Source organism: Candidatus Poriferisocius sp., from assembly GCF_965214065.1.
Taxonomy (GTDB): domain Bacteria; phylum Actinomycetota; class Acidimicrobiia; order Acidimicrobiales; family Bin134; genus Poriferisocius.
In genome coordinates this window covers 434043-448422 of the sequence record NZ_CBDCAT010000027.1, presented here as the reverse complement: position 1 = coordinate 448422, position 14380 = coordinate 434043, and the positions used below count along the sequence as shown (strand labels likewise).

Sequence of the window (14380 nt, the reverse complement as noted above, 5' to 3'; positions counted from 1 at the left end):
TAGCCTGCACATATATTGTTAAGCGAACTTGACAACCTGGGGCAGTCACCCTAGGGTTCCGCACCCATGACCAAGATTTCGCGTGTCGGACTGGCCGGAGTGGTTGTCGTCGTAGCCCTAGTTGCTGCTGGATGCGGTGGCAACGGCGGCTCCAGATTGGACGGCGTCGCCGCCACCATTTACGACGGCAAGTGCGCCGATGACACGGGCTCGTCGGTGACCGTCTACTCCGGTCGGAGCGAGAACTTAATCAAGCCGGTGCTGGATGCATTCACCTGTGAATCAGGCACCGGTGTGAGGGATCGCTGGGCCTCATCCACCGATCTAGCTCTATTGATCGAAACCGAGGGCGACCGCACCGACGCCGATGTGTTCATCTCTCGGTCACCGGGCCCGGTGGGCTTCCTCGAGTCCAAGGGCCTGCTCACCTCCATGGACTCCAGCGTGCTCGGTTTGGTGGCCGATGAGCACCGGGGAGCCAACGGTACTTGGATCGGATTCTCCGGGCGCAAGCGGGTGCTGGTCCACAACCTCGACAGTGTGCCGCCCTCCGATCTGCCCACCTCGGTGTTCGACCTCACCAAACCGGAGTGGAGGGGCCGAGTAGCCATACCGGCCACCAACGGATCGTTCCTCGACTGGTTCACGGTGTTCCGCGACCAGTATGGCGATGATGTGGCCACTCAATGGCTCGACGACATGGTGGACAACGATGCCCGCTACTACCCCAACAACGTTTCCGTTGTGGAGGCAGCTCATCGGGGCGAGATCGACGTCGGCTTGGTGAACCACTACTACAACCACCGCATGGCCGCCGACGCTGAGGCGGCTGGCAACCAGCATCGGGCAGCCAACTACGACCTGGCTGACGAGGACATCGGCTCTCTGCTCATCATCTCCGCCGTCACCATGACCGCCAGCGTTGACGACCGGGAAGCAGCCCAGAGCCTCATCGCCTACCTGCTCTCCCCATCGGTACAGCGCTACTTCACCCGCAACACCTTTGAGTACCCCCTAGCCGGCGGCGTAGAACCCAACCCCGCACTTCCGCCGCTAGCCGCGCTGTCGATCGGCTCTGTCGACTTCGACGCCCTAGGCGGCGGCTTCGAAGGCTCCGAAGACATAATCCAAAAGAGCGGCATCACCAGCAACTAAACCCCTCTCTCTCCCTATTCCGGTTGGTGACGGCCCCAACGGTAGGCGGGCTGGGCCCGGACAGAACCCGCCAACCCGCCGGTGGATGGTAACGGCATTCTCGCTGCGCTGTGGATCAAGCATTCCCCACGATCTAACGTTCCATACGTGGACGTCGACTCCCTAGACCTCATCTCTCCCAAGCGCTACGGCGCCAACGGACAACCTCATGAGCTGCTGGCTTGGATGCGCCAGAACTCTCCCGTGCATTGGTGCGAACCCGACGGCTACCAGAACTTCTGGGCCGTCACCCGCCACGCCGACATCATCGAAGTTTCCATGCAACCCGAGTTGTTCAGCAATGAAGCCGACAGCATCACCGTGCGCACCGACCAGCAGGTCGCCGATCTGGAGGAACACGGCAGCATCATCGGCCAAATGCGGACCATCATCAGCATGGACCCGCCCGACCATCGGCTCTATCGCAAGGTGGCCAGCGGCTTTTTCACCCCGCGGGGCATCAGCCAGCTCGACCAGATCGTCAACGAAAGCGCCAAGGCCCTGCTCGACAGTCTGGGCGATGAGGGCGAGTGCGATTTCGTGGACATCATCGCCCAGCGGCACCCCCTGAGAGTGTTGGCCACCATCTTGGGCATCGACCGAGAAGACGAGGAGCGTCTGCTGGTGCTGACCCAGCAGCTCCTGTCCGGCGACGACCCCGACTACCGGCGTGAGGCCGATAACCGCTACCAGGCCAGTGCAGAGGTGGGCATGGAGTTCTACGCCATGTTCGACCGCATCATCAAGGATCGCCGGGCCAATCCCCAAGAGGATCTGGCCACCATGCTGGCCAATGCCCATCTGCCCACCGGCGACTCCCTACCCGAGATCGAGACCTTCGGCTACTACCTAATTGTGTTCACCGCCGGCCACGACACCACCCGAAATGGCCTGTCGGGAGCGCTGGAGGCTTTCCTCGAAAATCCCGACCAGCTTCAGCGGCTGAAGGAAAACCCCGAGATGACCAAGGACGCGGTGGAGGAAGTGATCCGCTGGTCCACCCCGGTCAACTACATGAAGCGCACCGCCATGGCCGACGCCACCGTGGCCGGTCAACCGGTGAAGGAAGGCGACTTCGTGGTGTTTTTCTACGCCTCCGGCAATCGGGACGAGGCGGTGTTCGACCGTCCCCAAGACTTCGACATCGGTCGCCATCCCAACCGTCATCTGGGGTTCGGTTGGGCCGAGCACTATTGCCTGGGGGCGCATCTGGCCCGAGCCAGCACCCAGGCGCTCATAAAGCAGTTGGCCGAGCGGGTGATCGAAATCGAACCTGCGGGGCCGATCGTTCGCACCGAGTCCAACCTCATCGTCGGCGCCAAGAAGCTTCCGGTTCGCTACAAGCTCCGCCCCGCCGCCTGATCCCTTTCCCAAACTCCGACCCCAACTGAAACCACCATGAGCACCAACGACAACACTCCTGCCCACTACGACGCCGTGGTGATCGGCGCTGGCTTCGCCGGCATGTACATGCTCCACAAGCTGCGCCAACTCGGGCTGACCGCCCGGGTATACGAGCGAGGCGACGACGTGGGCGGCACCTGGTACTGGAACCGCTACCCGGGTGCCCGATGCGACGTGGAGAGCCTGGAGTACTGCTACAGCTTCGATCCCGAACTCGAACAAGAGTGGGAGTGGACCGAGCGCTATCCCGGCCAACCCGAGATCCTTCGCTACGCCCAGCACGTAGCTGAGCGATACGACCTCTACCGGGACATCCAGTTCAACACCATGGTCACCAAGGCCGCGTTCGACGACGACACCGGCCACTGGCATGTGAGCAGCGCGCCCGCCGTCGACCACATCGATCACAACCACGCGCCCAACGTCGACGAAACCGACCATGTGACCGCTCAATACCTCATCACCGCGGTGGGATGTCTTTCGTCCTCGAACGTTCCCGACATCGTCGGTGTCAACACATTCCGGGGCGAGGTGTGCCATACCGGCCGCTACCCCAAAGAGGGCATCGACTTCGCCGGCAAGCGAGTCGGGATCATCGGCACCGGGTCGTCGGGCATCCAGGCCGTCCCCGTGATTGCCGAAACCGCCGACCACCTCACCGTGTTCCAGCGCACGCCGCAATTCGCCATCCCCGCGCGCAACCACCCCCTCGACCCAGCGGAGCAGGCCGAGGTCAAAGCCGACTACCACCGGCTCCGAGAGCAGAACAAAACCCAGCAAGGCGCGCTCGGCGCCCGCTTTGACTGGAACGAGGGCTCAGTGCTCGACGTCGAGGTCGAGGAGGCGTTCAAGGAGTTCGAAACCCGCTGGGAGATGGGTGGCTTCGCCTTCCTCGGTGCCTATGGCGATATCGCCCGCACGCCCGAGGCCAACCACGTCGCTGCCGACTTTGTGAAGGAAAAGATCCGCGAGACGGTCAAAGACCCCGAGGTAGCCGACCTACTTATCCCCACCACCTACATCGGCTGCAAACGCCTGGTGCTCGACACCGACTACTTCGTCACCTTCAACCGCGACAACGTCACCTTGGTGGACATCAGCGAGAACGTCGTCGACGAAATCACTCCCGATGGCCTGCTGCTCACCGACGGCACCTACTACGACCTCGACGTGATCGTGTTCGCCACCGGCTACGACGCCATGACCGGCTCGCTGCTCCGCATCAATATCCAGGGCCGAGGCGGGCTTCCCCTGTCCGAGCAGTGGTATGCCGGACCCCGCACCTACCTGGGCTTGGGCGTGCCTGAGTTTCCCAACATGTTCACCATCACCGGCCCGGGCAGCCCCTCGGTGCTGGCCAACATGATCGTGTGCATCGAACAGCACGTCGACTGGATCGGCGACTGCATCGACTACATGCGGGCCAACGGCCACCGCCACATTGAGGCCACCGAGGAGGCCACCGAGGCTTGGGTTGACCACGTGAACCTGGTGGCCAGCTACACACTCTATCCCACCTGCAACTCCTGGTATCTGGGGGCCAACATCCCCGGCAAGACCCGGGTATTCATGCCCCTGCCCGGCTTCCCGCTCTATGCCGAGAAGTGCGATCAGGTGGCCGCCGACGGCTATGAGGGGTTCGCTCTGACCGATGGGTGAGCGCCCCTCTGCTGTGGCATCGAACGAGGCCGACAAACAGCGTCCCGTAGTTGTCGTTTCCAGCGATACCCACATCGGGCCCCGGCTAGTCGATGACCTGCGGCCGTATTGTCCGGCCCCTTATCTCAGCCGATTCGACGAATTCGCCACGCAGATGGGCCGAGCCCGAGAAGAGCTCTATCAGCAGATGCAAGGGCGCGATACCGCCATCTTCCGTCGAAATCACCAGACCGCCGGCCATTACGATATGGATGCTCGGCTGCGGGACCTCGACCGGGAGGGCGTGGCGGCCGAAGTGATCTTCCATGGCAGCCAGAACGAGGAGGCCATGCCGTGGGGCACATTTGTGGCGTTCTACGGCCCAACCACCGACGATCTCGACCTGGTCGGTCAGGGGCGGCACATCTTCAATCGTTGGTTGGCCGATGCAGTGTCGGTGCAAGCCGAGCGCCACGTGGGGCTGGCTCATCTCCCTATGTGGGACATTGACGCCGCAATAGATGAGGTCAACAGGGCGGCCGACTCCGGGTTGCGAGGGGTGAATTTTCCCGCGCCTCGTCCCGAGATTCTTCCCTACAACGATCCTGCGTGGGAGCCCTTCTGGGCGGTATGCGCCGAAAGGGGCCTTCCGTTGACCACCCATTCTGGGGCGGGCAACCCAAAGGAATGGACCGGCCGAGAAGCAAGCGTGCTCATGTCGCTCGAATCTGGTGGTTGGTTCAGCCGTCGGGCTCTCCATCAGATGATCTTTGGAGGGGTGTTCGAGCGCCACCCCGATCTCACCCTGGTGCTCACCGAGCAGCCCGGAGACTGGTGGTCTTACACCTTGCGGGAGATGGACTCGGCTTATCTTTCCCAACGCAGCGTTCTCAGCGTTCAGGTTCCCCGTCTGCCCAGCGAGTATTGCCGAGAGAACGTGGCCATCGGGGCCAGTTTCTTGGCCCACTTCGAGGCCGTGGATGCTGTCGAAGCCGGTTACACAGACCAGGTCATGTGGGGTTCGGATTACCCCCATACGGAGGGCACCTACCAATTTCAAGACGATGAGAGCGAGCCATCGATGGGCCGCCTAGCTATGCGCCACACGTTTGCTGGTATCGAGAGCGATGCTGTGCGGGCCATGGTCGGTGAGAACGCCATGCAGATTTACGGCCTCGACACCCAGCGGCTGCAAGCGGTAGCCGACCGAATTGGAGCCCCCTCGCTAGAAGAGCTTGGTACTCCTATAGAAGAGGTACCCGTAGACGGCGGCCGCCTCTCGTTTCGTACTTTTGGACCATGGGCCTAAACAGCCGAAGGGAGAGCAGTGACTGATAGCGGATATTGCATTGGGCTCACACTGAACGAGTCAACTTCGCCGCCGGTCCAACGGCCCTACAGCTCCGATGCTCCCAACGTGTTGGTCATCGTGCTGGACGATCTCGGATTCGCCCAGTTGGGGTGCTACGGCTCCGACATCGAGACGCCCAATCTCGACCGGTTGGCAGGCCGGGGACTGCGGTTTACCAATTTCCACACTACCGCGGTGTGCTCGCCCACCCGGGCTTGTCTGCTCACCGGGCGGAACCATCACCGGGTGGGGGTTGGCATGCTCACCGACATGCCCATCAACTTTCCCGGTTACAACGGTCAGATCCCGGATTCGGCTGGCACGCTGGCCCAATACCTGCGAGCCGAAGGATGGGCCAGCTATGCGGTGGGAAAGTGGCACCTCACCCCCCGCGACCAGCGGCCGGCCGGACCGTATGACACCTGGCCCACCGGGGTTGGGTTCGACCACTACTACGGGTTCCTCAATGGGGAGACCAACCAGTGGACCCCCCAGCTCATCCGGGACACTACTTATATCGAGCCTCCGGCCACCCCGGAGGAGGGATACCACCTCGATAGCGACCTAGCCGATCAAGCTATCGACTATCTACGCAACCTACGGCTGGCCGACCCCGAGCGGCCGTTCTTGATGTGGTATGCCACCGGAACGCCCCACGCCCCCCATCAGGCCCCTTCGGAGTGGATCGACCGCTACGCCGGGCGCTTCGACCGTGGCTGGGACGTTTGGCGCGAGGAGGTGTTGGCCCGCCAGAAGGAGTTGGGGGTTATCTCTGCTGATGTAGATCTGTCGGCCCGTCCCGAGTGGGTCAAACCCTGGGATGAGATCGACCCCGACCGCCAGCGGCTCTACGCCCGCATGATGGAGGTGTACGCCGGGTTCCTGAGCCACGCCGACCACCACATCGGCCGACTGTTAGACCATCTGGAGCGCTCTGGCGACGCCGACAACACCGTCATCGCCCTCATCTCCGACAACGGCACCTCGGCCGAAGGCGGTCCCAACGGAAGCTGGAACCAGATCCGCCACTACATCAGCGATGAGCCCGACGATATGGAGTTGGAGCTATCCCATTACGACGACCTCGGCGGGTTCCGCTCCTCTGGGCACTACCCCTGGGGGTGGGCGCTGGCCGGCAACACCCCATTTCGCCGGTGGAAGCGGTACACCTTTGAAGGCGGTGTGCGCGACCCGTTGATTCTGTCCTGGCCGGGTGGGCTGGCCGCCCAGGGCGAGCTGCGCCACCAGTACTGCCATGTGACCGACGTGATGCCTACCATTTTGGATCTGGTCGGCGTATCGCCTCCACCCGCCCTCGGCGGCGTGGAGCAAATGTCGTTCGACGGCACCAGCATGCGGGCCGTGCTCGACAGCGCCGACTCCCCCGACCACCGCACCAGCCAGTACTACGAGTGCTGGGGCAGCCGGGCCATGTACCACCAGGGGTGGAAGGCGGTCACCAACCACGTCAACCAGCTCACCGCGGCCGAGCGGGACGCCATAGTGGGCAGCCACGACTTTGCTGAAGACCGCTGGGAGCTGTTCGATACCGTGGCCGATCCCACTGAATCCAACGACTTGGCCGACCAGCATCCCGGCAAGGTGGCCGAGCTGGTGGAGCTGTGGAACACCGAGGCCGACCGCAATGGCGTGCTTCCCCTTGACGACACCGCGGTCAACCGAATCGCCCACATGTACATGCCGTGGATGTCGATGCGCGACCGCTACGAGCTGGTCTCCGGCGACAAGGTGCACGAGGCCTCGGGGCCATTGCAGTTCGGCGGCTACCGGGCAGTGGCCGCCTTCCCCGACGGCGTGCCCAAGGCTGCCTCCGGGGTCATCTGCGAGCAAGGCGACTGGATATCGGGGTGGGCGCTGTTTCTGGCCGACGGCGAGCTGCGCTGGGTGGCGGTGGTCAACGGGCGAGAGCACCGGGCTGAGGCCGCGGTCCCGGCCGGTTCCCGCTTTGTCGGCGCTGCGGTCACCCCGACCGACGGCGGCTTGTTCACGGTTGCGCTTTCCGCCGACGATGCCGAGATCGGCCGAGGAGCGAAACCGGTTCCCCTGCCTAGCAACTGGGCCCCCGACGGGGCCTTCCTCACTGTGGGCTACGGCCGCCCCTTCCCGGTCTGCGACGACTACGACCCGCCCGCCCCAGCCCCCGAGGCCATGGCATCATTGGTCATCGAGACCGGCCCGCCGCCCCCATTCGACTTCGATGCCGAGATGGCCCACGCCATGCGCCACCAGTAGCTGTGTACTCCTCCCGGCGTTTCGGCTACAGCGACGACCCCTGGTTCCGAATCGGAAGCTTCGGAGTTTCCACCACGGCATTCGTGGTTGGTCTTGGGGTGATCTCGATGTTCATCTGGGGGATTGAGGGCCGGTTTGGGCCCACCTTTAGCGAATTGCTGCTGTTTTCGAAGGACTACGCGTACGGAAGCGTGCTGGAAGGAGATGTCTGGCGACTCATCACCTGGCCGATCCCCAACGAGCCTCACATCTGGACGATCATCCTGTTCGCCATCTTCTACATGCTGGGATCCCAAATTGAATCGCTGCTGGGACGCTGGCGCTTCGCGTTCTTCCTCGTTGCTCTTACGCTTGTACCGGCGGTGATTGTGACTGCGGTCGAGGCGGTAACTGGCATCACCGGCTATGTGGCTGGTCTGCGAATGGTAGAAGTTGGGGTGTTGGTGGCCTTTGCCGCCCAGTACGCCCATGCCCGGTTCTGGCCCGGGATTCCCGGTTGGGTGATCGCAGTGATCATCGTAGGGCTTGACGCCATTCAAGCCCTTGGCAACCGCAACTGGTTTGCCCTGATCGTGCTGGCCTGCACGGTAGCGGTGGCCCTGCTCGGCATTCGGGCCTTTGGCTACGCCACCAACCTGACCTGGATTCCCAAGCTCTCGCTGGCATCGGGCTCCGGCCAGTCTTCGGCCCGCACCCACACCTCGAGGTCTAGTCGCCGAAGTCGAGGCCGCGACCATCTGCGGTCGGTTCCGACTGGTGACGAATCGGTCAGCCCCGAGATCGACGCCCTCCTCGATCAAGTGGCCAGCCAAGGCCTGGACAGCCTGTCCCGCAAGCAGCGCAAGCAACTAGAAGCCCACGCTCGTCGCCTCCGCCGCCGCCGGTGACGGGTTCTTTTAGCCGGTCAGACTCTTGCCTTCAAGAGTCTCTAGAGTTCGGGCTTGGTTTGGTCTAGGGTGTTGCCCCTAGGCGGGTTGGCGCGTGCTGAGGCGGGCCAAGCGTGACTTAATTTGGAGGGATACCAATGAGAGAGCGAAACCTCTGGCGAGTTCTACTAGCCATTCTTGTGGTTTTCGGGCTGGTGGTTGCTGGTTGCGGCAACGACGACGATGATGCGCCATCGTCACCGGCGGCAGCGGGCGAGGAGCCAGATGACGGGTCTGGGTCCGACGGGTCTGGGTCCGACGGGTCTGGGTCGGACGGGTCTGGGTCCGGTGACGCGGATGCGCCCGAGGATATGCCTGAGGTGATGTCGATGCCTGGTGAGGGTGTGTCGGTGTCGATGGCTCGGGCGAATTGGTCTACGGGTTATATGCAGGCGGCGATTTATCGGACATTGTTGCAGGAGCTGGGTTATGAGGTGTCTGATCCTGCGGAGGCGGAGTTGGCTCCGGCGACGTTCTATCCGGCGTTGGGCGAGGGCGAGTATGACTTGTGGGTGAACGGGTGGTTCCCGATCCATACCACGCTGATCGACGATGCCGGTGTGGCCGATGTGGTGTCGCCTATCGGCAACGAGATCGTTGCCGGCGGTTTGCAGGGCTTCATTGTGGACAAGGCCACTGCTGAGGCCAATGGGATCACGATGCTCGACGACATCGGGGACAACCCGGAGATGGCGGCTTTGTTCGATGTGGACGGCAACGGCAAGGCCGACCTGATGGGCTGCAACGACGGTTGGGGCTGTCAGGTGGTGATCAACGACACCATCGCCCAGAACGGCTGGGAGGACACCATTGAGCAGGTGTCGGCCGAGCACGCCGCGCTGTTCGCCGACTCGGTGGGCCGGTTCAACCGGGGCGAGTCGATCTTGCAGTACATCTGGACGCCGGGTGCGTTCACCGCTGAGCTGGTGCCGGGCTCCGATGTGATCTGGCTGTCGGTGGGCAACCCCCTGCCCTCGCAGGTTGGAGCGGCGGCGCTGCCCGCGGAGCAGTGCCCGGGCCAGCCGTGCGAGATGGGCTTCGTGGCCGCCGATATCCGGGTGGTGGCCAGCAACGAGTTCTTGGTGGCCAACCCGGCCGCGGCCGCGCTGCTCGAAGCCGTCTCCATCCCGGTGATCGATATCGCCTTGCAGAACCTGGCCTACGACGGCGGGGCCAACACCGAGGCCGACGTGCAGGCCGCAGCCGACGACTGGATCGCCGCCAATCGGGCCACCGTCGACGAATGGCTCGCAGCAGCCCGCAGCGCCAGCGGCTTCACCCCACCACCCCCCCCAGAACCGGAGGACATGGAGCCGTTCCGCGTCGCAGTGGTGGCACCTAGCGCTAGCAACGACCTGGCGTTCACCCAGAGCATGTATGACGCAGTGAACAGCCTCGTAGATTCGGGGGAGATTGCGGAGTTTGCCATCACCGACGGCACCTTCATCGTGGAGGACGCGGCCGCTGCTATCCGGGGCTATGCCGACGACGGCTACGACCTGGTTATCGCCCACGGTTCCCAGTACGGCGGCCCCCTCCAAGAGATCGCCCCGGACTTCCCCGATGTATCGTTCGCTTGGGGCACCGCGGTCGACACCTTCGGCCTTGACAACGTGTACTCCTATTCGGTTCGCTCCGATCTGGGTGGCTATGTAAACGGCGTGGTCGCCGCTCAGCTCACCGAGAGCAACGTGATCGGCGTTGTCGGCCCGATCGAGGTGGGCGACGCCAAGCTCTATGTCGACGGGTTTGCCGCCGGAGCAACGGCCCAGAATCCCGACGTCGAAGTCAACATCGTCTACACCGGCTCGTTCGCCGACGTGGCGCTGGCCGCAGAAGCCGCCCAATCCCACATCTCCGCCGGTGCGGACGTGCTGACTGGTTCGGCCCAAATGGTGGTAGGCGCCACCGGCGTCGCCCAGGAGAACGACGTGCTGTGGTTCGGCACCCAGGCCAACCAGACCCCCCTCGGCGACGACATCGTGGTCGCCTCGCAGGTGTACCGCTGGGAGGTCATCCTCTCTGAAGTGGTCGAGCAGGTGAAGGCTGGCACTTTGGGCGGCACCACCTTCATCATGACCTTCGAAGGCGGCGGGCTGGACATCCAGTTCAACGACGCCATGAACCTACCCGCCGAGGTGATGGCCTCAGCAGAGGCGACCATCGCCGGCCTGTCCGACGGGTCCATCTCCACCGGCCAGTAATTCCCAAAATTGGTGGTCGATACGGCCAATAATCGAACATGAATTCAGACCCGGCAGCGCCGAGGACGGAACCGATGCTGGAGATGCGCGGCATCACCAAGCGGTTCCCCGGCGTCGTCGCCAACGAAGACGTAGACTTCACGGTGCTGCCGGGTCAGGTTCATACCCTTTTGGGAGAGAACGGCGCCGGAAAGAGCACGCTGGTCAAGATCCTCTACGGGCTCTATCAGCCCGATGAGGGATCGGTCTCCTTCGAAGGCACCCCAGTCAAAATCGACTCGCCTTCGGTGGCCATCCAAACCGGCATCGGCATGATCCACCAGCACTTCATGCTGGTGGACACCTTGACCGTGGCCGAGAACGTGGCCTTGGGGCTGGGCTCGGCGCTGAGCCTGACCAATCTGGCGCCGATCCGGCGACGCATCAAGGAAGTTTCTGAAGAGTTTGGCCTGCACGTCGATCCCGACGCCTACATCTGGCAGATGGCGGTGGGAGAGCGGCAACGAGCGGAGATCGTCAAGGCTCTGTACCGCAACGTGAGGCTGCTGGTGCTCGACGAGCCCACCGCGGTGCTGACCCCGCCGGAGGTCACCGACCTGTTCGTCACCCTCCGTCAGCTCACAGCCAACGGCCGGGGGCTGGTGTTTATCTCCCACAAGCTGAACGAGGTGATGGAGATCTCAGACGAGATCACCGTGCTGCGCGACGGCAGGGTGTCGGGGCGCACCACCCCCTCGGAGTCCAGCCGGGAGTCGTTGGCCACAATGATGGTGGGACGACCGGTGGAGTTCACCCGTACCATCGCCGAGCAGACGCCGGGTGAACCCAAGCTGGAGGTGCGGAATCTGCGGGTTCGGGGCGACCGCGGCGAGTTGGCCGTGAACGATGTGAGCATCGACGCGCGAGCCGGCGAGATCGTGGGCATCGTAGGGGTGTCGGGCAATGGGCAGCGAGAGCTGGCCGAGTCCATCATCGGGCTGCGGGAGACCGAGTCGGGCCAAGTCTGCATTGACGGCAAAACGGTGAAGACGCCCACTCCCAAGCACGTGCGGTCGCTCGGTTTGGCCTATGTGCCCGAGGAGCGCATGAAGTACGGCAGCATCGGCGATTTCACCGTGGCCGAGAATCTGATCTTGGTGGATTACGACCAGGCGCCGTACGTAAGGAACGGGCTGCTGAGCTTCAGCTCGATCGAGGAGCGCAGCGAGCAGTTGGTGGACGACTACTCCATCCGCACGCCTGGCACTGGAACCCTCACCCGCAAGCTGTCGGGGGGCAACATCCAAAAGGTGGTGATCGCCCGGGAGTTCAGCGGCAGAGCAGGGGTGCTCCTGGTGGCCCAGCCCACCCGGGGCGTCGACATCGGCGCAGCCGAGTACATCCACGAACAGCTTCTGAAGCAGCGGTCCCAGGGCAAGGCCATCTTGTTGATCAGCGAAGACCTAGACGAAGTTATGGCCTTGTCAGACCGGCTGGTTGTGATGTACGAGGGCCAGGTGATGGGGCGGATGAACCGGGAAGACGCCACAATCGAACAAGTGGGGCTGCTGATGAGCGGCGTGGGCGAACCGGAAGGGGCGTAGGCAAGCCTGGGCCTGTCAGGAGTATCGCCAGTAGGCTGGCCTCACCTGGGAGGTGTCTGAGTACCTGGTGGGCTCCCCCGCCTTCAAAGCGGGTGGGACGGGCGATCCCCGTCCGGCGGGTTCGATTCCCGTCCACCTCCGCTGAGCGCATAACCGGCGTGGTGGCGGGGCTTCTAGACAGCCAGTAGGTCGCGGGCGCCGGTGTCGCTGCTGGGGTGGCGGAGTTTGGACATGGCGCGGGCTTCGATTTGGCGGATGCGCTCGCGGGTGAGGTTGAAGTGCTCGCCGACTTCTTCGAGGGTGCGGGGCTCGCCGCGGTCGAGGCCGAAGCGGAGTTTGAGGATTTCGCGCTCGCGCTCATCGAGGGGGCCGAGGAGGCGGGTGATCTCCTCGGGCAACAGCGCGGTGGCCGCCACCTCGAAGGGGGACTCGGCGGAGCGATCTTCCACCACGTCGCCCAACTCGGCGTCGCCATCCTCGCGCAGCGGCTCGCTCAGCGACAAAGGCTCGGCGGCGAAACGCAGGGCCTCGGTGACCTTCTCCTCGGAGAGGTCCACCTCCACGGCCAACTCGGCCAGGGTGGCTGGGCGGCCCAGCTTCTTCTCCAGGTTGGCGCGGGCCTTTTGGAGGCGGGCCAGAGTGTCGCCGGCGTGGACCGGCAGTCGGATAGTGCGGCCGGTATTGGCAATGCCCCGGGTGATGGCCTGGCGGATCCACCAGGTGGCGTAGGTGGAGAACTTGAAGCCCTTGCGCCAGTCGAACTTCTCCACCGCGTGCATCAGTCCGAGGTTGCCCTCCTGGATCAGATCTAGAAGGGGAAGACCGGACGCCTGGTACTTCTTGGCGATGGACACCACCAGGCGAAGGTTGGACTGCACGAATCGGCGCTCGGCCGCCTCGCCGACTTTGACCTGGCGGCGCAGTATCCGGCGCCGGGCGGGCGACAGGCGTTCTGAGCTCGTGGGCTCGCTCTGTTTGTCATGGTCAAGGAGTGCCTGTGCTTCGTTGCCCTCCTCGATTTTCTGGGCCAGCTCAACCTCATCGTCCTTGGTGAGCAGCGGGTATTGGCCGATATCAGTCAGATAGAGACGGACGAGATCCTCGTCGTCGCGCTCAACACGCTCTTTCGGCACAGTCACACCTTCCCGATAGTCCTGGCCAGATAGTCCTGGACCCAATAATTCGTGGGCCGCCAGCGTCGCTGTCGAACCGGTCGACACTGACCAGGCAGAGATACGGACAACTGTTAGCTAATAACGATACCCGCTTCATCGCGGATGCGTCACCAGCGGAGGCCATCTTTTTTCTTCATAATCATCAACGAACCCGAATGACAGCTCCTCGGTGACGGTGCTGGAGGGGACTTGGGGGATCGGCCACGCCTCTTGGGCTTCGGACCACTCCTCGTCCAAATCGGCCGCGACCATGCGGGCAATGCGAATAAACGACCCGTCGCTGACCGGTGAGCACTGTGTTCTCAAGTGCCCGAGCGCAGACATCAGCTCGGGCACGGCTAACTCGTACAAGGCGGTGACGGCCTCAGCGGGTGCGGCAAGCGCGATGTGGTCGAGCAGCTGTTTCCAGGTCTGTGTGGGCGGCCGGACCCGATCAAGTCCAGCCAGCACCGGCGAATCGGGCAGTGCGGCCCGCCACCATTGGGCATGCTGGCCGTAACGGCGGCTGGAACGGGCCAGAAGTACCTGAGTGCGGGCATCCAAGTGCCCGTCAACGCCTGAGCTGGTCGCCAATCGGCCTTCAACCTCGAACAGCCGCTCCGAAATCCAAGCCAGACCCCCGCAGGCGTGGGCCAACTGCTCTATGTCCATC

Annotated in this window: 10 protein-coding genes and 1 tRNA gene; 9 read left to right on the top strand and 2 right to left on the bottom strand. The window is 63.5% G+C overall.

Annotated features, from left to right (window positions below):
- The first annotated feature begins 66 nt into the window (after positions 1–66).
- The 9 genes from ACOOGG_RS08360 to ACOOGG_RS08320 all read left to right on the top strand — a co-directional run bounded on the left by ACOOGG_RS08360 (position 67) and on the right by ACOOGG_RS08320 (position 12695).
- Positions 67–1155: an extracellular solute-binding protein gene (locus tag ACOOGG_RS08360; protein WP_420434183.1), complete on the top strand. Its 1089-nt coding sequence runs from the start codon at positions 67–69 to the stop codon at positions 1153–1155.
- Positions 1156–1302: 147 nt separating this feature from the next.
- A complete protein-coding gene (locus tag ACOOGG_RS08355; protein WP_420434181.1) occupies positions 1303–2556 on the top strand; it encodes a cytochrome P450 in 1254 nt (417 codons plus the stop codon).
- Positions 2557–2592: 36 nt separating this feature from the next.
- Positions 2593–4257 carry a flavin-containing monooxygenase gene (locus ACOOGG_RS08350; protein ID WP_420434179.1) on the top strand — a complete coding sequence of 555 codons (1665 nt, stop codon included), beginning with the start codon at positions 2593–2595 and terminating at the stop codon, positions 4255–4257.
- Entirely contained in the window at positions 4250–5545 is a 1296-nt protein-coding gene (locus tag ACOOGG_RS08345; RefSeq protein WP_420434177.1) for an amidohydrolase family protein, read from the top strand. Before ACOOGG_RS08350 ends, ACOOGG_RS08345 begins: the two co-directional genes overlap by 8 nt.
- Positions 5546–5563: 18 nt before the next feature.
- On the top strand, positions 5564–7840 hold the full coding sequence (locus ACOOGG_RS08340; RefSeq protein WP_420434175.1) for an arylsulfatase: 2277 nt from the start codon (positions 5564–5566) through the stop codon (positions 7838–7840).
- Positions 7841–7842: 2 nt separating this feature from the next.
- Positions 7843–8727: a DUF6576 domain-containing protein gene (locus tag ACOOGG_RS08335; RefSeq protein ID WP_420434173.1), complete on the top strand. Its 885-nt coding sequence runs from the start codon at positions 7843–7845 to the stop codon at positions 8725–8727.
- Positions 8728–9095: 368 nt separating this feature from the next.
- Positions 9096–10970: a glycine betaine/L-proline ABC transporter substrate-binding protein ProX gene (gene proX, locus ACOOGG_RS08330; RefSeq protein WP_420434171.1), complete on the top strand. Its 1875-nt coding sequence runs from the start codon at positions 9096–9098 to the stop codon at positions 10968–10970.
- Between the two features lie 74 nt (positions 10971–11044).
- Positions 11045–12553: an ABC transporter ATP-binding protein gene (locus ACOOGG_RS08325; RefSeq protein WP_420434169.1), complete on the top strand. Its 1509-nt coding sequence runs from the start codon at positions 11045–11047 to the stop codon at positions 12551–12553.
- Positions 12554–12601: 48 nt separating this feature from the next.
- Positions 12602–12695, top strand: a tRNA-Sec gene (locus ACOOGG_RS08320).
- Positions 12696–12726: 31 nt separating this feature from the next.
- On the opposite strand, the gene ACOOGG_RS08315 is transcribed toward ACOOGG_RS08320, so the two are convergent.
- Positions 12727–13686: a sigma-70 family RNA polymerase sigma factor gene (locus ACOOGG_RS08315; protein ID WP_420434167.1), complete on the bottom strand. Its 960-nt coding sequence runs from the start codon at positions 13684–13686 to the stop codon at positions 12727–12729.
- 135 nt (positions 13687–13821) lie between these two features.
- A complete protein-coding gene (locus ACOOGG_RS08310) occupies positions 13822–14379 on the bottom strand; it encodes a hypothetical protein (RefSeq protein ID WP_420434165.1) in 558 nt (185 codons plus the stop codon).
- Position 14380 lies beyond the last annotated feature (1 nt).